The 17,886-nt window shown below is 60.3% G+C and carries 15 protein-coding genes, 1 tRNA gene and 1 pseudogene; 10 read left to right on the forward strand and 7 right to left on the reverse strand.

What is annotated here, in order from left to right; all coding sequences use genetic code 11:
* The first annotated feature begins 68 nt into the window (after positions 1-68).
* The gene (locus ACIPOO_RS00880) at positions 69-1,514 is read left to right on the forward strand and encodes a SulP family inorganic anion transporter (RefSeq protein ID WP_400603745.1); all 1,446 of its coding nucleotides are present in this window, start codon (positions 69-71) and stop codon (positions 1,512-1,514) included.
* A gap of 6 nt (positions 1,515-1,520) precedes the next feature.
* Here the strand turns inward: ACIPOO_RS00880 and ACIPOO_RS00885 are convergent, their stop codons facing one another.
* Genes ACIPOO_RS00885 through ACIPOO_RS00900 form a run of 4 tightly spaced genes read right to left on the reverse strand, consistent with a single transcriptional unit; the run spans position 1,521 to position 5,089 of the window.
* The gene (locus ACIPOO_RS00885) at positions 1,521-3,044 is read right to left on the reverse strand and encodes an ArnT family glycosyltransferase (RefSeq protein ID WP_400603748.1); all 1,524 of its coding nucleotides are present in this window, start codon (positions 3,042-3,044) and stop codon (positions 1,521-1,523) included.
* A gap of 4 nt (positions 3,045-3,048) precedes the next feature.
* On the reverse strand, positions 3,049-3,339 hold the full coding sequence (locus ACIPOO_RS00890; protein WP_274136341.1) for a lipid-A-disaccharide synthase N-terminal domain-containing protein: 291 nt from the start codon (positions 3,337-3,339) through the stop codon (positions 3,049-3,051).
* A 1-nt stretch (position 3,340) separates the two neighbouring features.
* Positions 3,341-4,084, reverse strand: coding sequence for a glycosyltransferase family 2 protein (locus ACIPOO_RS00895; protein ID WP_400603750.1), 744 nt, complete (start codon positions 4,082-4,084; stop codon positions 3,341-3,343).
* 33 nt (positions 4,085-4,117) lie between these two features.
* Complete coding sequence (locus tag ACIPOO_RS00900; protein ID WP_400603752.1) at positions 4,118-5,089, reverse strand: NAD-dependent epimerase; 972 nt, start codon at positions 5,087-5,089, stop codon at positions 4,118-4,120.
* Positions 5,090-5,659: 570 nt separating this feature from the next.
* On the opposite strand from ACIPOO_RS00900, the pseudogene ACIPOO_RS00905 reads away from it, so the two are divergent.
* Both ACIPOO_RS00905 and ACIPOO_RS00910 read left to right on the forward strand, forming a co-directional pair.
* Positions 5,660-6,601, forward strand: a pseudogene (locus tag ACIPOO_RS00905) (cache domain-containing protein); the annotation flags it as partial.
* A 126-nt stretch (positions 6,602-6,727) separates the two neighbouring features.
* Positions 6,728-7,456, forward strand: a complete 729-nt coding sequence (locus ACIPOO_RS00910) for a methyl-accepting chemotaxis protein (RefSeq protein WP_400605144.1) — start codon at positions 6,728-6,730, stop codon at positions 7,454-7,456.
* Between the two features lie 141 nt (positions 7,457-7,597).
* Here the strand turns inward: ACIPOO_RS00910 and ACIPOO_RS00915 are convergent, their stop codons facing one another.
* Positions 7,598-8,161, reverse strand: coding sequence for a cysteine hydrolase family protein (locus tag ACIPOO_RS00915; protein WP_400603754.1), 564 nt, complete (start codon positions 8,159-8,161; stop codon positions 7,598-7,600).
* A gap of 207 nt (positions 8,162-8,368) precedes the next feature.
* Here ACIPOO_RS00915 and ACIPOO_RS00920 point away from each other — a divergent pair, with 207 nt between their 5' ends.
* Both ACIPOO_RS00920 and ACIPOO_RS00925 read left to right on the forward strand, forming a co-directional pair.
* Complete coding sequence (locus tag ACIPOO_RS00920; protein ID WP_400603756.1) at positions 8,369-9,118, forward strand: 3-oxoacyl-ACP reductase family protein; 750 nt, start codon at positions 8,369-8,371, stop codon at positions 9,116-9,118.
* 164 nt (positions 9,119-9,282) lie between these two features.
* Positions 9,283-9,372 (forward strand) — tRNA-Ser (locus ACIPOO_RS00925).
* 156 nt (positions 9,373-9,528) lie between these two features.
* Here ACIPOO_RS00925 and ACIPOO_RS00930 read toward each other — a convergent pair.
* Together ACIPOO_RS00930 and ACIPOO_RS00935 are read right to left on the reverse strand one after the other, a co-directional pair.
* Positions 9,529-11,565, reverse strand: a complete 2,037-nt coding sequence (locus ACIPOO_RS00930) for an acyltransferase family protein (protein WP_400603758.1) — start codon at positions 11,563-11,565, stop codon at positions 9,529-9,531.
* A 280-nt stretch (positions 11,566-11,845) separates the two neighbouring features.
* A complete protein-coding gene (locus ACIPOO_RS00935; protein ID WP_400603760.1) occupies positions 11,846-12,643 on the reverse strand; it encodes a hypothetical protein in 798 nt (265 codons plus the stop codon).
* A gap of 507 nt (positions 12,644-13,150) precedes the next feature.
* Here ACIPOO_RS00935 and ACIPOO_RS00940 point away from each other — a divergent pair.
* From ACIPOO_RS00940 to ACIPOO_RS00960, 5 genes are all read left to right on the forward strand, one after another.
* Positions 13,151-13,645: a helix-turn-helix domain-containing protein gene (locus ACIPOO_RS00940; protein WP_400603762.1), complete on the forward strand. Its 495-nt coding sequence runs from the start codon at positions 13,151-13,153 to the stop codon at positions 13,643-13,645.
* Positions 13,646-13,925: 280 nt separating this feature from the next.
* Positions 13,926-14,327 (forward strand): YybH family protein, encoded by a 402-nt coding sequence (locus tag ACIPOO_RS00945; RefSeq protein WP_400603764.1) that lies wholly within the window; start codon positions 13,926-13,928, stop codon positions 14,325-14,327.
* Between the two features lie 144 nt (positions 14,328-14,471).
* A complete protein-coding gene (locus ACIPOO_RS00950; RefSeq protein WP_400603766.1) occupies positions 14,472-15,974 on the forward strand; it encodes a purine-cytosine permease family protein in 1,503 nt (500 codons plus the stop codon).
* Between the two features lie 680 nt (positions 15,975-16,654).
* On the forward strand, positions 16,655-16,948 hold the full coding sequence (locus ACIPOO_RS00955) for a DUF6388 family protein (protein WP_274136358.1): 294 nt from the start codon (positions 16,655-16,657) through the stop codon (positions 16,946-16,948).
* Positions 16,949-17,095: 147 nt separating this feature from the next.
* Positions 17,096-17,785, forward strand: a complete 690-nt coding sequence (locus ACIPOO_RS00960) for a crotonase/enoyl-CoA hydratase family protein (protein ID WP_274136360.1) — start codon at positions 17,096-17,098, stop codon at positions 17,783-17,785.
* The last annotated feature ends 101 nt before the right edge of the window (positions 17,786-17,886 follow it).

The raw sequence follows: 17,886 nt of genomic DNA on the forward strand, positions 1-17,886 counted from the left end.
TGCTGCTACAAAAGGTGGCTCACATTCCGTAACATCCGCGCCTTTGTCGCTTCACATTCAGGAACTTCATGAAACCCGCTCGTCTACGCGCCGATGTGCTTGCCGGCCTGACCACTTCTTTTGCCCTGGTGCCCGAGTGCATCGCGTTTGCGCTGGTGGCGCATCTCAATCCGTTGATGGGGCTGTATGGCGCGTTCATTATCTGCACGCTCACTGCCTTGTTCGGCGGGCGGCCGGGGATGGTGTCGGGGGCGGCGGGCTCCATGGCGGTGGTGATCGTCGCGCTGGTGGTGCAACACGGCGTGGAGTATCTGCTGGCAACGGTGCTGCTGGGCGGGCTGGTGATGATTGCCTTTGGCGTGCTGCGCTTGGGCAAGCTGGTGCGGATGGTGCCGTATCCGGTGATGCTCGGCTTCGTCAACGGCCTGGCGATTGTGATTGCCATGGCCCAGCTCGAACACTTCAAGAACGGCGACTCATGGCTCAGCGGCACGCCGTTGTACCTGATGCTGGGGCTTGTGGCGCTGACCATGGCCGTGGTGTATCTGTTGCCACGCCTGACCCGCGCGGTGCCTCCTGCGCTGGTGGCCATTCTCGGTGTTGGTCTTCTGGTGTACTTCTTCGCGCTGCCCACCCGCACCCTGGGCGACATGGCCCATATTGCCGGTGGCTTGCCGAGCCTGGCGCTGCCGCAGGTGCCGTGGAACCTTGAAACCCTGCGCATCATCGCGCCCTACGCGATCCTGATGGCGCTGGTGGGACTTCTGGAAACCCTGCTGACCCTCAACCTCACCGACGAAATCACCGAAAGCCGCGGCTATCCCGACCGGGAATGCGTGGCCCTGGGCGCGGCCAATATCGCATCGGGCCTGTGCGGCGGCATGGGTGGCTGCGCGATGATCGGCCAGACCGTTATCAACCTCAGCTCCGGCGGCCGGGGTCGGCTGTCGGGGATCGTGGCCGGGGTGATGATCCTGATGTTCGTGCTGTTTCTCTCGCCGCTGATCGAGCGCATCCCGCTGGCCGCGCTGGTGGGCGTGATGTTCGTGGTGTCGCAGCAGACCTTCGCCTGGGCCTCGTTGCGAGTGCTGCGCAAGGTGCCGCTCAACGACGTGCTGGCGATCATCGCGGTGACCATCGTCACCGTGCTGACGGACCTGGCCACCGCCGTGATGTTCGGCATCCTGATCGCGGCGCTCAACTTCGCCTGGCAACAGGCGCGCGAGCTTTATGCCGACAGCCACATCGAGGCCGATGGCAGCAAGCTGTACCACCTGCACGGCACGCTGTTTTTCGCCTCGACCACGACCTTTCTCAACCAGTTCGACCCGGCGCAGGACCCCGCCATTGCGACGCTGGACTGCCGCCACCTGCGCTTCGTCGACTACTCGGCGATTGCCGCGCTGATGACCCTGCGTGAACGCTACGAGAAAGCCGGCAAACACCTGCGCGTGGTACACCTGTCCGAGCGCTGCAAGAAGCTGCTCAAGCGTGCCGGTGTGCAGCACGCCTGAGGCACCTTACAGAGGCTGTTGCCAGGCGAAGCTGTAGGACTTGTCTGGCAACGTAGCCTGGCACTTGCCGTTGTCGGCGCCGGCCCCCACCAGAAACCATTCGGCACGGGAAGTATCGCCCACGCTGCGGGCCTTCTGCGGATCGTAACAACGCGCCATGTCCTGGGCAGGCACCAGCGCATAGGCGTTCGGATGGCCGCGCAGCCACATCACCGAATGCTCCAGCGGTTGCGTGTCCTTGAAACCGAAATGCACCAATGGCTGCTGAGCGAAAACCCAGTGGCCCTCGCGCCAGTCCACCAGCACGATTTCGGCGTTCTGCGTCAGCACGGCCACGTCGCGCATCATGGTTTCATGGGGGTTGATGCCCTCATGACGAGGCTCGACAAAACCGCGCACGAACCAGGCGCACAGCCACAGTACCGTGAGCCCCACGAACACCGTCCGGCCTTTGGGCCGCTTGCCGAACCAGCGTCGCAGCAGCCACGGAATCAGCGGCGCGCTGACCAGCACCAGCGCCGGCACCGCCGGGAAGATATACAACTTGCGCTTGCCGGTGCTGATGCTGAAAAACACCAACACCAGCAGCACCCAGCCCAGCAATACCAGCACCCGACCGTCGTGGCGCATCAGCTGCTTGCGCCACGCGGGCACCAACCACGGCAGCATGAACAGGATCGGAATCCAGTACTTGGGAATGACCTGCACGAAGAAGTACCAGAACGGCTCGCGATGATCCCAGGCGTTGGCGTAGCGGCTCGCCGTCTGTTTGAAGAGGATTTCCTGGGCATAGGCCACGCTGTCGGCGCTGCCCTGGGCGACGATCACCAGCAACGGCACCAGCCACACCGCGATGGCCGCCAGGGCCACCAGCAAGCCCAGCCACCATTTCTTTGCGCTGCCGGACGGCATCGCCACCACACCCTTCCAGCCCTTGCGCACGGCGTATGCGTAAGGAATCAGCATCAGCACCGGCAGAAACCCCACGCCCTTGCTGATGATGCCAAAGCCCATGGCCGCGCAGGCGATGTAATACCAGCGCCAGTCGGGGCCGAGCAGCAAGTGCCGGCACAGGCCATAGATGCCCAGGATCGTCCACAGGGCCAGGAAGCCGTCGATCTGCCCGGTCTGCAGGATGCTGTAGCTCTGATAGGTGCACAGGAACAACAGTGCGGCAATCACCCCGACCCGCCGCCCCCACAGGCGCCGACCCAGGTCATACAGGCAGCCGGTAGTCACCGCACCTGCGATGAGCGCGGGCAGGTACAGCGCCACTTTCGGCAGATGCGTGAGTTGCACGAACAACGCCACCGTCCACATGAACAGCGGCGGTTTGTCCGCGTAGATTTCCCCTGCGCGATGGGGGATGAACCAGGAACCGTTCTGTAGCATCTCCAGAGCGACGCCCAGAAAGCGTTCTTCATCGACGTTCAGCGGCTGACGCCACCCCAGCCCCGCACCCAACAGCAATACCGACAACAGGACAAAAAACCACAACTCCAACCGCGGGCTAGCCAATCGAATCCGCACTGCTTCAATCCTTCTGTTCGGCGCCGCCTGGCTGTTCTTTGAATTTGGCGATCAACTGCAGGTTGCGCAGGTACACGATGAACCCGAAGGACTGGCCGACGATGAAGACCGGGTCCTGTCGGTAAATGGCATAGGCCAGCAGCAGCGCGCTGCCGATGATGCTCAGATACCAGAAGCCCACCGGAATCACGCTGCGTTTCTTGTACTCGCTGTACAGCCACTGCAGGACGAAACGCCCGGTGAACGCTAACTGGCCGATGAACCCCACCGCCAGCCATAACGATTCTGTGCCCATGTCAGACCTCGCTTTCCCGTGCCGTGACGTCAAGCCGGGTGCGGCGGATCAGCCACCACACGCCGAACAGATCGAGGATGCCCACCAGCGCACGGTCCAGGTTGCCGTAGTTGGACACCCCTGCCCCACGCTCGCGGTGATTGACCGGGTGCACCAGCATCCGGCCGTTGTGGCGGCGGATCAGCGCCGGAATGAAACGGTGCATGTGGTCGAAATACGGCAGGCGCAGAAATGCCTCGCGCTCGATCAGCTTGATGCCACAGCCGGTGTCCGGGGTCTGGTCCTTGAGCAGGCTGCTGCGCAACTTGTTGGCGAAGCGCGAGGCCCAGCGCTTGCTGGCGGTGTCCTGGCGATTGACCCGGTGCCCGGCCACCAGCTTCACGCCGTCGGCCTTGCCTTCGGAGCCGCGCACCAGATCGAGCATCCGCGGCAGGTCCGCCGGATCGTTCTGCCCGTCGCCATCGAGCGTCGCCAGCCAGTGCCCGCGTGCCGCTTCGGCAGCGTGATACACCGAGGTACTCTGGCCCAGCGAACGAGCATGGCTGAGCACGCGCAACTGGCCGTAGCCGCCTTCCTGCAGGCTGCGCAGTTGGGCAGCGGTGGCGTCGGTGCTGCCGTCGTCGACGACTATCACTTCGAACGCCTGGCCTGCGAACGCGGCGCGCACTTCTTCGAGCAGTGGAATGATGTTGCCTGCTTCGTTCTTGGCGGGGATCAGAACCGACACATAGGGGCGTTCTTGCATGACATTCCTTGCAAAAGACAAAAGAGGGAGCGGTTAAACCCGGTAATAACTGCAGTACCAATCGACAAACGACGGCACACCGGTCGACACCGTGACCTGCGGCCGGAAACCTACCCGCGCTTCCAGCTCGCGAGTGTCTGCCCAGGTATTGAGAACATCGCCGGACTGCAGCGGCATGAAATGCTTGATGGCGCGGATGTTCAGCGCGTCTTCGAGGCACTCGATGAAATCCAGCAGCTTCACCGGGGAGCCGAAGCCGATGTTGTAGACCTTGTTCGGCGCGCCGGTCTCGGGCTCGGGCGGCAACGGAATCAGGCGCACCAGCGCTTCGACAATGTCGTCGATGTAGGTGAAATCCCGGGACATTGCGCCGTCGTTGTACACATCGATGGGCTGCCCCTTGAGGATCGCATCGGTGAACTTGAACAACGCCATGTCCGGCCGGCCCCAGGGCCCGTAAACGGTAAAAAAGCGCAGGCCGGTCGTAGGAATGCCGTAGAGGTGGGCGTAGGAATGTGCCATCAACTCATTGGCGCGCTTGGTCGCGGCATAGAAGGAAATCGGCTGTTCCACCGCATCGCTGGTGGCGTAGGGCAACTTGTGATTCAGGCCGTACACCGAGCTGCTCGAGGCGTAGATAAGATGGGCCGGTTTGTAGGCCCGACAGGCTTCCAGCACGTTGAGAAACCCCACCAGATTGCTTTGCGCGTAGGTGTCCGGGCTGTCGATGGAATACCGCACCCCTGCCTGGGCCGCCAGATGAATGACCTGGTCGAAACGCTGCTCGGCGAACAGATCCAGCAGCGCCTGTTTGTCCGCCAGATCCAGCCGGTGAAACTCGAAGTTACCGAGGGTAGCCAGTTGCGCCAGGCGCGCCTGTTTGAGCTCGACGCTGTAGTAGCCGTTGAGGTTGTCGAGCCCCACTACCTGATGACCGTCACGGCACAAACGCCTGGCCGTGTGGAAGCCGATGAAACCTGCGGCGCCGGTGACCAGTATTCTCATGCGCTCACTTCCATGACGGACTCTGCAGGACTTGTAGGTTCTTTTGGTTGCAGAGGCTTATATCAAGCGCAAATGACCGTTTTGTTGGCGGTAGATGACGATACGACGAAGGGTTTTTGACGATGCCGTGGAAATTGCGCGTCAGGCGAATGGCAGCGTTGGGGGTGTTCTGCACGTGAATCGCGCAGGCCCCATGAGCGCCCGTCATGATTTTGTTCCAAAAATACTCAATTTTTGTACACAACCCAATCCCTGAGCAACTCGCGAAAAATCTGCCGAACGGCTCAAGCCCTTGATTTACAGCACTTTAAGGCCTGTAAACGACCATCAACCTGACCACCCGATCAGGTTGCTGGCCTGCTTATTGCTCCGGCCGAGCCACTCGCACTGTTCCATCGTGGTTGTGCGCTCGTTTATCCGGAGTTTTCTATGCCTGTCTGGCGCAAGAGTATTCAGTGGCAATTGACCCTGAGCATGGGTGCGGCCCTGGTCATCAGCAGCCTGATCGTCATCGCGATCTACGCCTTTGCCCTGAACAAACTCACTGATCGTTACCTGCTCCAGCAAGCGATGCCCGCCAGCGTCGAAGCGATCCGCAACGACCTGGAACGCCTGCTCGCCGCACCGCTCACCGCCGCCAGCGACATCGCCGACAACACCCTGGTGTCCGAATGGCTGGCAGGTGGCGAAGACGCCACGCAGCAACCGGGCTTCATTCGCTACCTGGCCAGGATCAAGGATCAGCACAACGCCTTGACCACCTTTATCGTTGCCAAGGACAGCGGCTTGTACATCACCAGTAAAGGCGCCGACCGCACGCTGGTGCGCGGCCCTGCGGAGAACAACTGGTTCTACGGATTCCTGGACAGCAACAAACAGCGTTCGCTGGACATCGATATCGACGCCACCACCAAGGTGCCGACGCTGTTCATCAACCAGCGCATCGAACACAACGGCCAGGTGGTCGGGGTGGCGGGCCTGGGGTTCAGCATGAGCGCGCTGTCGCAGATGGTGCGTGACTTTCATTTCGGCAAGGCCGGCCAGGTGTATCTGGTCAGTCCCGACGGCAAGATCAAGGTGCATCCCGACGCCGACCTGAATGACCGCGCATCCCTGACCCAACTGGTAGGCAGCGGCGCGGCAGGCGCCCTGCTCAACCAGAGCGGCAACGGCCAGGCGCTGGAATTCGAGCGCAATGGCCAGCCCTATGTGGCAGTCGCCAAACCCGTTGCCTCCCTGGGCTGGACGCTGGTCAGCGAGGTGCCACTGGCCGAGGTCTATGGGCCGGCGAAGGAAGCGCTGACCACCATTTCGGCGATCAGCCTGGCGGTGGTACTGTGCTTCCTAGGTTTTGTGGCGTGGATCGCGCGCGGCATCGTGCGGCCGATCCAGCAAGTGACCACAGCGCTGGTGGACATCGGCAGCGGCCAGGGCGACCTGACCCGTCGCCTGGACGACAGCCGCGCCAATGAGCTGGGCGACCTGGCTCGCGGCTTCAACCGCTTCATCGAAAGCCTGCGCCAGTTGATCGGCGACGTGTTGCAAACCAGCGAGCAGTTACGCCACAGCGTGGTGGATGTGGCTCATGTGGTCGACAGCACCTCCACCCGTGCGCTCAAGCAACAACAGATGACCGACATGGTCGCCACGGCCGTTCACGAAATGGGCCTGACCGTGCAGGAAATCGCCCGTAACGCCGGCGCTGCCGCCGACGTGTCGCGCAACACCCATAACGAAGCGACGTCGGCGAAGAAGGTCGTGGGTGAGTCCATTAGCCACATCCAGAGCATGTCCGACGGCGTCGGCACGGCCGCAGGCGCGGTGGAGAATCTGGCGCTGCAGATTTCCACCATCGACCAGGTGCTCAGCACCATCCGCAGCATCTCCGAGCAGACCAACCTGCTGGCATTGAACGCCGCCATTGAAGCCGCCCGCGCCGGCGAAATGGGCCGTGGTTTTGCGGTGGTCGCCGACGAAGTCCGTACGCTGGCGGGACGTACCCAAAGCGCGACGGCAGAAATCCAGCAGATGATGGGCGAACTCAAGAGCGGTGCCGACCAGGCCGTGAGTTCCATGCGCTCGGGCCAGGCCGCCACCGGCACTGGCGTCGAAGCCAGCCGGCGCACCGGCAACTCCCTGGACGCCATCGCAGGCCACGTGGAAGAACTCACCGACCGCAACCAGCAGGTCGCGGCGGCCACGGAAGAACAGAGCACGGTGACCGAGGAAATCAACCGTAACGTGCAGGGCATCGCGGACCTGGCGCAGTCCACCGTAAGCGATGTGAAGGCCTGCCGCGAGGACTGCCAGCGCCTGTCGGAACAGGCCGCGCACCTGGCCGCGCAGATGGCGCGGTTCAGGTTGTAAGGCCATCCCGCTTTCGTAGCAGCACGGCTTGCCGGCTCGCTTTCGTAGCAGCACGGCTTGCCGGCGGGAGCGGTGTGTCAGGGTGTACATCTGTTACTGACACACCGCCCCCGCCGGCAAGCCGTGCTGCTACGAATCAGGTTAGCTGGCAAGGTTTTGCAAAATCTCCTGCGTCGCCACCACCTGCGCATACTCGCCATGCAGATTGGCCAGCGACATCCCGTGAATCTCCTCGGCACTGCGCGCATGGCCAAAGAAATCCGCGCCGTCAAAGGTGTAGCACGCGTCATGGGGCACGATCACCTCGAACCCCAGGTTGCCCCCGGTTCGGACCGTCGATTCCACCGAGTTGTTGGTAATCACGCCGACAATCACCACCTGATTGATCCCGTCCGCCCGCAACCAGCCTTCCAGCGCCGAATGACAGAACGCGTCCGGCACCTGCTTGTGCAACTCCCCTTCCCCGTCCCACGGCAGGAATTGGGGTTGGAACTCAACCCCCGACTGCTTGGGCCAGAACACCGAATCTTCTGACCGCGAGAAGTGCCGCACATGAATCACCGTGCGCCCGGTATGGCGCCATGCCGCCAGTAACGCAAGCATCTGTTGCTCGGCGTCGGGGTTGTTGCGCCGCCCAAGTCTGGGGTGGTTGATGCCTTGCTGCATGTCAATGATGACCAGCGCGGCCTTGGGATGAATCTGCATAGGGGCTCCATCAGAGGGAAAACATTGCCAGGGGGCATCAGATTCTGCCGTTGCGTACTACGCTGCAACAGCCTTATTGCCGCCTTGCAGATCAATTCTAAACTTCTGGTTTAAACAGAACATCACGATTACTGGCTACCGGTAACGTAATCAAATACCGATACTGAACCCATCCACTCACTGCTCAAATGGTTACAGGAGATCGACATGACTCACCCAACCAACCTCACTGGCAAAGTAGCACTGGTTCAAGGCGGCTCCCGCGGCATCGGCGCCGCTATCGTCAAACGCTTGGCCGAACAAGGCGCAGCCGTCGCCTTCACCTACGTAAGCTCCGACGACAAAGCCCGCGCCCTGCAAGACAGCATCACCGCAACCGGCGCCAAGGCACTGGCCATCAAGGCGGACAGCGCCAGCGAACAGGCCATTCGCGCCGCCGTCAGCAAAACCGTTGAAACCTTCGGCGGCATCGACATCCTCGTCAACAACGCAGGCGTGCTGGCCATCGCCCCGCTGGAAGAGTTCAGCCTGGAAGACTTCGACCGCACCCTGGCCATCAACGTACGCAGCGTGTTCATCGCCAGCCAGGAAGCGGCCCGTCATATGAAGGAAGGCGGTCGCATCATCAACATCGGCAGCACCAACGCCGACCGCATGCCCTTCGCCGGTGGCGGCGTGTACGCCATGAGCAAGTCGGCACTGGTGGGCCTGACCAAAGGCCTGGCCCGCGACCTGGGCCCACGGGGGATCACCATCAACAACGTGCAGCCCGGCCCGGTGGACACCGACATGAACCCGGCCGACGGCGACTTCGCCGAATCGCTCATCGGCCTGATGGCCGTGCCGCGCTACGGCAAGTCCGAAGAAATCGCCGCCATGGTCGCCTACCTCGCCGGCCCGGAAGCCGGCTACGTCACCGGCGCCAGCCTGACCATCGACGGCGGCTTCGGCGCCTGATCCAGACGCTCGTCCCCACCCCGCCACGCCCAGGACCTCGCAAAAGAGGCCCGGGCGTGGTGTTTTTGCTTAACCGCATGAAAATTCTGAAAAAAAGTTTTGCGTTCGGCAAAGCTTTCGACTACATTAGCGCGCCTCGACAGACTGAACGTCTAGCGAGATACGGTGAAGTGTCCGAGTGGCTTAAGGAGCACGCCTGGAAAGTGTGTATACAGGAAACTGTATCGAGAGTTCGAATCTCTCCTTCACCGCCAAATTCGATGTAAACGAAACCCCTGAGATTCCTCGAGAATCCAGGGGTTTTTCGTTTGGGGGCTGGAAAGAAAAAAAACCGAACATCAAGGTGTGTCGGGCTTTTTGGAGAGCCATCGGTTTGACTGCAGCGTCAAACCGATGATTGCTGCGTCTGCTCAGCGCAGGATGGTCTTGTCCAGGAAGTCGACGTGCTCTCGAACGTACGCAGGGCGCAGATGCGTCCAATCCTTGAACTTGGGACTTCCCTCGTCATCCAGGGACTCGCAACGATCGGTGCACAGGTAATCGACCGGGTCGATGACAGTGGCGCCGGCTTCCTTGCCGGTCTTGATCAGATCCCTGCGGTACCTGCCGTACAGCTTTTCAAGTCCCGACACACTCAGGCCGCCGGTGCGCATCTTGAAAATCTGCGGGAACGACTTTAGATCACGCTGGGCGATGTACTTAGGGTCCAGCTCGCTGCCGATTGGAATCCCGGTGACCAGATAGACTGTTTTACCCTGGCGCACGAAATCCCGAATCATGCCGGACAGGCTATTCAGCACTTCGGCGTAAGCCTCTTCACCGGCCTGGGGCGTCATGGCCGATTTGAAGATAGACGACATGAAGCCACTCCACTGCGCACCAATGACGACGCGCTGGATTTCCGGCTTTGTCTTAACCAGCTCAAGGGCATCACGCATCACGTCGTTGCAGAAGGCATGCCGTTCATCATATTTGAGCCCTGGGATCAGCGTGCAGCCTCCACCGGTCTTGAAGATGGCGGAGTTGGTCAACTCCGGAGAAGACTTGATCAGCCGTTCAACCCGTGGATAGTACTGTTCGATATTCGAGTCCCCCATATACAGCGTGGTTGCCTCGTTACCGGACGGCTGCAGTAGATACCTCATGTTGTTGAAATTGGTCCACTTCAGACGACCAGGGTAATCCCACTCTCCGGCAGCTTTTGACACCTTCATGAAAGGCTCAAGCCGCGCCGGAAAGCCCGCGCTCTTCCACGTGTAAACGCCAATCGCGCCAATGATGACTGACAGTGAAACCAGGGCCATCACCGTGAAGCGACCGTTTTGCCCCGAACGTACCGGGCGCTCGATCAACCGATAGGTCAACCAGGCCAATACCAGGCTCAACAGCACAATACCGCTGCGGACCAGTTCGGACGGTACGCCCGAGGCGACAATATGGGCGAAGGACAGCAACGGCCAATGCCAGAGATACAGCGGATAGCTGATCAGGCCGATGAACACGGCAAACCGGTTCGACAGCAGCCTGCGGTTAACCCACGCGTCCGGCCCACTGAAGATGATCAGGAACGCCCCGCCCACCGGGCCGATGCCCCACCAGCCGGGGAACGAATAGCCCTGTTCGATGACCAGCAGCGATACTCCGATCAGCCCAAGACCTGCCAGAGAGATCAGGTTGCAGAGCACCTGGCGCTGGTGCATCGGGTTTGGCGGTCGGGTGAAGAACAGCGGGTTGAAGGCAAGTTTGCTCAAAAGACCCAACACGACTTCTTTTTTATACAGGTCGATCCAGGCAAGTACTGAACCGGCCATCAACTCCCAGAACCTGATCTGGGGCAAGTAGTAGGCCGTGGCCGGGCTGAGTCTGACGCCGCGAATGTTCAGATAAAAAGAGATGCCCGCACCCAGCACAACCAGCGACAACAAGTTGAAGCCCATGCGGTAGGCGCAGAACATGATCAGGGGAAACAACAGATAAAACTGTTCTTCGACCGCTAGCGACCACATATGGGTCAGGGGTTTGAGATCCGAAGCCGTATCGAAATAACCGGCCTCGCCCGACAACGAGAAGTTCTGGACGTAGGCAACGCTGGACGCAATGTGCTTGCCCAACTGACTGAATTCATCCGGCAACAACAGGAACCAGCCCAGCGCAAACACACAGGGCAGTACCACCATCAATGCTGGAAAGATACGTTTGACGCGATGTGCATAAAACCGCCCGAAGCTGAAGTTGCCGGCATCCAGCCCTTTGAAGATGATCCCGGAAATCAGATAACCGGAAATCACGAAGAAGATATCGACGCCGACAAACCCGCCACGCAAGGCAGTCGGAAAAGCATGAAAGATCACCACGGCCAGGATGGCCAGTGCCCTCATTCCATCGATGTCCGGACGGTATCCAGAAGCAGTGCCAACCTTGGAGGCCTTTATTTCCTTGTATTCCATGAACCCGTTACGCCCTGACGACTGCCTTTCGAACCCGTGCATGCGAACGTCGGTGGCCCACTCAGGCCACCGGCAACAGCATCGCCGGACTCAAACGAACTTATTGATCATTAATCGGATGAAAAAAGCGGGCCATAGTAGTCTTTGCAAATCCACTGTGACAAGGCTGATACATACTGGACACACACCCGATCCGACGTAGGGGACGAACCTTTCTTGCAGGCAAAAAAATGCCCGGTAAAGCCCGGGCATTTTCGAGGAGGGAGGCGCGATGAAAAGGCTATTCTGCGGCCAGGGGTTTGCCGGCCAACATGCTCCACCGAGGGCGGAAGAAACAGGCTGCTACCAGGCTGAAGACCAACAAGCCGCTGGCTGCGGCGTTGGCGACAAAATGCAGTTTGCGGCGCAGGTCCCTCAAGCTGGTCAGGTATTCCTCTGAAAAATAAGGCCCCGAACCGGTAGGGTCGGTGACGATCGCGGCAATCATGTTCGCGTTCTGCGGAATGACGCTGTGGGTGTAGAGCTCTTCAATGCCGGCAAAATCCAGATTGGCGGGATAAGGGCCGACGCCGTAGTCCGGGTCTGTGAAGTAGGCAGTGCCATCGATCATCACTTTGGAAACCACGTGCCCGCCCAGGCCATAGGTAATCGCGTCCAGATCGCTGCGTCGCAGTATCCGCGTGACGGCTGCCGCGCGCTCGCTGCAATACCCGCATCGCAGGGTCCTGAAGTTATAAAGACCCAGGTCGTAGTTGGCGTCATGCCCTGCCTTGTAGGCCGCATAGTTGACAGCGGTTTCTATCCAGGAAACGGAATTCTGGTCAGGTAAACAGTGGTAAGTAGCTTTGTGAACCATTTGCGTGACACGAGTAACGTACGCCAGTACAGGCTCATTTTCACGGCGTGCCATTTCAACCAATGGAATCTCGGCCAGAGTCCGGCCCTGAATGTAATCGTAACCGGGAATCGAATTGCCTCTACTCTGCGGCTGCGCATCGTGGCTGAAATGCTCTACTACCAGAGCCAAGGCAACGAGCACAGCCAGTCCGACTGCTGTATTTGCCAACCCTTTGAACATTATTGGAGCATCCTTCCAGAGATCAGAATCAACGGCAGTCAGTAAAAGCCGGGCAAGGATACTCCAAAACCCACGTCAGTTACCGAGAAAATCCAGTCCAGAAGCCTGTGCTGCGATGCCGCAGCTTAGTGTGTTCTCGGTTTCTCTTCACTGACCATTGGTCGTATCGGTCAGCTTGAAACAACAGATGCGTCCGGGGGAGTTGCCGGCGTCTGGTTACTTGCAAATGAGCAGCACGAAATACACCCAAATGGATGAATTAGTCACTCGAAAGCATGTGTTTCAAAAATGATTCACCCCATTGAGCCATGCTGCTGCCGCAGACCATCGGAAACCTGCCTCTCCCCTCGATCGAGCAGCTACTGTCTATTCGGCGCCCGCAACATTCTGGCGTCACTACTTAGTACGAGGCTAGTTCTTCCCTGGATCACCCAGCCCGTATTCCAGCCCCCATTGCGCGCCTCATCCGTATGAAAATCGGGGCGCGAATTTCGCAGGAGTAGGTTGATGAACGGTATCGGCAAACGTCTGAGACAAGAAAGAAAACGCTTGAAACTGACCCAGAGTGCCTTGGGCGCGATCGGTGGCGTTGAAGCCAACGCCCAGGGCCACTATGAAAGCGGGCAGCGCCTGCCACGGGCCGACTATCTTTTTCGCATTGCAGCGGCAGGTGTGGATATCAGCCGGGTGGTCACCGGTATCGAGTCCGGCAACCGGATAGAAGTACCGGTGTTTCCTTCACTGATTGCCAGCCAGTCGGGCTTTGCCGACCAGGACTGCACCAGCGCGGAAAGCGTGGTCAGGATCATCGGCCAGTTGCGTCAGAGCCTGTGGGTCACGGCCAATGCCTTGTGTGAAGTCACACGGTTGGTCGACACCCAGGAGCAGCGCCACGACATCGACCATGTCGAGGATCACTTGCGAGTGTTGCAGGGCGATGCCGACATGTTCGTGGCGCTGGCATTGGCCCGTGTGCAGAAGGCCAGCCACGAAGCCCATTGAGCAGACCGTCACGCTGACAGTCCTTTACTTGAATGGTAGCCCTGCGCCATTCAGGGAGAGTCTGGATGAAACGGTTTGATATCGTGCTCGCGACGCTTGCGGCATGTTTTTGCAGCTCGACCTGTGAAAGGCGCACTCTATAAATCTGGTGCGAACCAGGCCGCGGGCTGGCGATACTTCCGAAATTTCTGAAGTAAGTATTTATCGGCGCCGATGTTACCGGATGTAAGAGCTGCTTAAAGTCATGCCCCATCGCCAGTATCACAATAACGAGACGGCCATGACCTCCACTGCGCACCTCAAAGAACACGTCCAGCACGCTGCCGACGACCTGATTGCAGCCTTCGCCGGCAATGACACAGACGCCTACTTCGCGGCCTTCAGCGAAGACGCCACGTTCCTGTTCTACACCCTCCCTGCCCCGCTGCTGTCCCGCGCCGCCTACCGCGACGTATGGAACGGCTGGCAAGCGGACGGTTTTGCCGTGCTCGGCTGCCGGTCGAGCAACGTGCATATCCAGATGCAGGGCGAGGTGGCGATCTTCATGCACGACGTCGCGACCCACGTGCGGTTCGGCAGCGAAGAAAGCCACTTTCTGGAGCGCGAAACCATCGTGTTCCGCTTCGACGGACAGCGCTGGCTGGCCTGTCACGAACATCTGTCGGAGCAGCCCAAGGCCTGATTCCGACATCCGCGAGCGCCCCCACAGAGGCCGCCGCCGGACCCACTCATACAATAAGCATCAAGTTCTAGAAGCAATCACTGCCAAGCCAGCGCCGGACCCGATCCGGCCTCATAACAACACGACTGCGCGCAGGAAAACGTCATGTCACAAGCCACTACCACTATCGAAACTTTTGGTGTCGAACAGATACCGGACGATCAGCGCGATGCCAGGCCCATCGATCTGTTTCGCCTGACGTTCGGCGGCGCCAACACCTTTGCCACTGCGGTACTGGGGAGCTTCCCGGTGCTGTTCGGGCTGTCATTCCAGGCGGGTGTCTGGTCGATCATCCTGGGCATCGTGCTGGGCTCGATCATCCTCGCGCCGATGGGGCTGTTCGGCGCGCTCAACGGCACCAACAATGCGGTATCGTCTGGCGCGCATTTCGGTGTCCACGGGCGAATTGTCGGCTCGTTCCTGTCCTTGCTCACGGCCGTGGCGTTCTTCTCGCTGTCGGTCTGGAGTTCGGGCGATGCCCTGATCGGCGGCGCCAAGCGCATGATCGGCATGCCTGAAAACGACCTGACACTGGCCGTCGCCTACGGCGTGTTCGCGGTGCTGGTGCTGGTGGTATGCATCTACGGTTTCCGCTTCATGCTGTGGGTCAACAAGATCGCGGTGTTTGCATCCAGCCTGCTGTTCCTGCTGGGCATCTTTGCCTTCGGCGGCAGTTTCGATGCGGGCTTCGCCGGCACCGTGAACCAGGGTTCGGAAGGTTTCTGGGCGGCGTTCATCGGCGCAGCCTTGCTGGCCATGAGCAACCCGGTTTCGTTCGGTGCATTCCTGGGCGACTGGTCGCGCTATATCCCGCGTCACACGTCGAAAAAACGCATCATGGCGTCGGTGTTCCTGGCGCAGGTCTGCACGCTGATTCCGTTTCTGTTCGGTCTGTGCACCGCCACCATCGTCGCCACCCAGGCGCCGCAGTACATCACCGACAACAACTACGTGGGCGGCCTGCTGGCGGTGTCGCCGAGCTGGTTCTTCCTGCCGGTGTGCCTGATCGCGATCATCGGCGGCATGTCGACCGGGACCACTTCGCTGTATGGCACAGGGCTGGACATGTCGAGCATGTTCCCGCGCCTGCTCAACCGTGCTCAGGCGACGATTCTGATCGGGATTGCGGCCATTGCCTTCATCTTCATCGGCCGTTTCGCCTTTAACCTGGTGCAGAGTGTTTCGACCTTTGCAGTGTTGATCGTGACCTGCACTTCGCCCTGGATCGTGATCATGGTGCTGGGGCTGATCATTCGTCGCGGCTTCTATCATCCGGCGGATCTGCAGGTGTTCACCCGTGGCCAGAGCGGCGGCCATTACTGGTTCGAGCACGGCTGGAACTGGCGCGGCCTGGGGGCGTGGATTCCGAGTGCGGCGATCGGCCTGTGCTTTGTCAATCTGCCGGGACAGTTCGTGGGGCCGCTGGGGAATCTGGCGGGCGGGATCGACATCAGCCTGCCGATCACGCTGGGGCTGGCGGCGCTGTTGTACATCACGCTGTTGCGCACGTTCCCGGAGCCGGTGGGGGTTTATGGGGATCATGGTCCGCATCCGCTGCTGGGCAGTAATGCGCACCGTAATGTGAAGAAGCCGATGGCGATTGGTTGATCGACTCTGATCGCCTGATCGTTGATCGTTCCCACGCTCTGCGTGGGAACGGCGCTCTTGACGCTCCGCGTCGCCGGTTGACGCGGTTACTGTGTGTATATCCGTTTTCGCGGTGGTTTTAGCTTAGGGTTTCGCCCCTTACGGGCGACCTACTTTCCTTACGGGGAAAGTAGGCAAAGCCATTGCGACAGGCTGGGGTCCTTCGGACTTCCCTCGACTCCGGCGCCGTTCCGGGGGCACGCCATGATGGGCCATCCATGGCCCGCACGGCTTTCGCGGCATCCCTGCCGCTCATCCCCCTCCACGACACCTGCGCTCGGCCTGGCGCCTTGACGTCGCGTTCGGCGGTGTCTGCACCATCGCGCATGAAGATCAAAAGCCAGATCAAAATCTAAAGCACCCCACCGCCCCGTAGCAGCCCGGCTTGCCGGCGGGGACGTCTTCAAGATCGCTGACGCCGGCAAGCCGGACTGCTACCTGTGGTTTACCTCGATCCCGTAGGAGCGCGCTTGCCCGCGATGGGGCCCTCGTGATCGCCCGCGCCAACAGGCCGGAGCCCAGCCGCCGACCGACGGATTCGCTTCGGCTGGCGTGCGTCGGCTACTTCACGCACAATCGGTTCGTACGTCAGTATCGTTACAAGAAGAACGTCAGCTCGAACCACAGGAGATAACCCTCGCATGAACGCAAATGACTGGACCGAAGCTGCCCTGGCGAAGTACATCGTGACTAACCCGACCCTTCAGGCTGAAATCCAGCAACTGAGCCCCACGGAGCAACAGCAGCAGATCCTCTGGGCTTTCGAAGACGAAGCCGAAGATCTGGGCATCCCCACCTGGGATCTTGCACTGCAATTCATTGCCGAAACCCCTGAGCAACTCAAGGAAATGCGCCTGGCTGCCCACAAGGAAGCTGCCGAAGCGCTGGACATGGACTGGGACGACTACTGCGAACTCAACGACGTCGAGGAGTAAACGCTTCAATCTCCCCCCTCGGGCCGCGATCTTTACTGCCCTGTGCGCGGCCCGAAACCCTGACTTGTCGGTCATCCTTTACGCTTTACCTTGCCCTTGCGGGTGGGTAACGTCTGCGCCAATTCAAAACAAAAAGGACTCGCCCCCATGAGTGATTTGGTCGCCTATCAACTGGATGACGGCGTCGCCACGCTGACCCTGAGCAACGGCAAGGTCAACGCCATCAGCGATGACGTGATTGCCGCGTTCAACGCCGCGCTGGATCAGGCCGAAAAGGACCGCGCCGTGGTCATCATCACCGGCCAGCCGGGTATTCTCTCGGGCGGCTATGACCTCAAGATCATGACGTCCAGCCCCGAGGCCGCGCTGGGCCTGGTGGCCGCAGGTTCCACCCTGGCGCGACGCATGCTGTCGCATCCGTTTCCAATCGTCGTGGCGTGCGGTGGGCATGCAGTGGCCAAGGGCGCATTCCTGCTGCTGTCGGCCGATTACCGCATCGGCGTCGATGGCCCGTTCAGCATCGGCCTGAACGAAGTGCAGATCGGCATGACCATGCACCATGCAGGTATCGAGCTGGCCCGTGACCGCCTGAATAAAAGCGCCTTCGGCCGCTCGGTGATCAACGGCGAGATGTTCTCGCCCAAGGCTGCGGTCGAGGCGGGTTTCCTGGACAAGGTGGTCGCCCCCGAAGAGCTGGTCGACACCGCCCGCACCGTGGCCTTGCAGTTGAAGAAGATCAACATGAAAGCCCACAAGCAGACCAAACTGAAAGTGCGCAAGGACTTCCTCGAAACCCTGGACAAGGCCATCGAACTGGATAAGCAGCATTCGTTCTAGCTCGGTCCGTAGCAGCACGGCTTGCCGGCGGGAGCGGTGTGTCAGGCGACGAATGTGTTGCTGATGCGCCGCCCCCGCCGGCAAGCCGTGCTGCTACGGGA

This window comes from Pseudomonas sp. NPDC090201 (assembly GCF_044746825.1).
GTDB lineage: Bacteria > Pseudomonadota > Gammaproteobacteria > Pseudomonadales > Pseudomonadaceae > Aquipseudomonas > Aquipseudomonas putida_AD.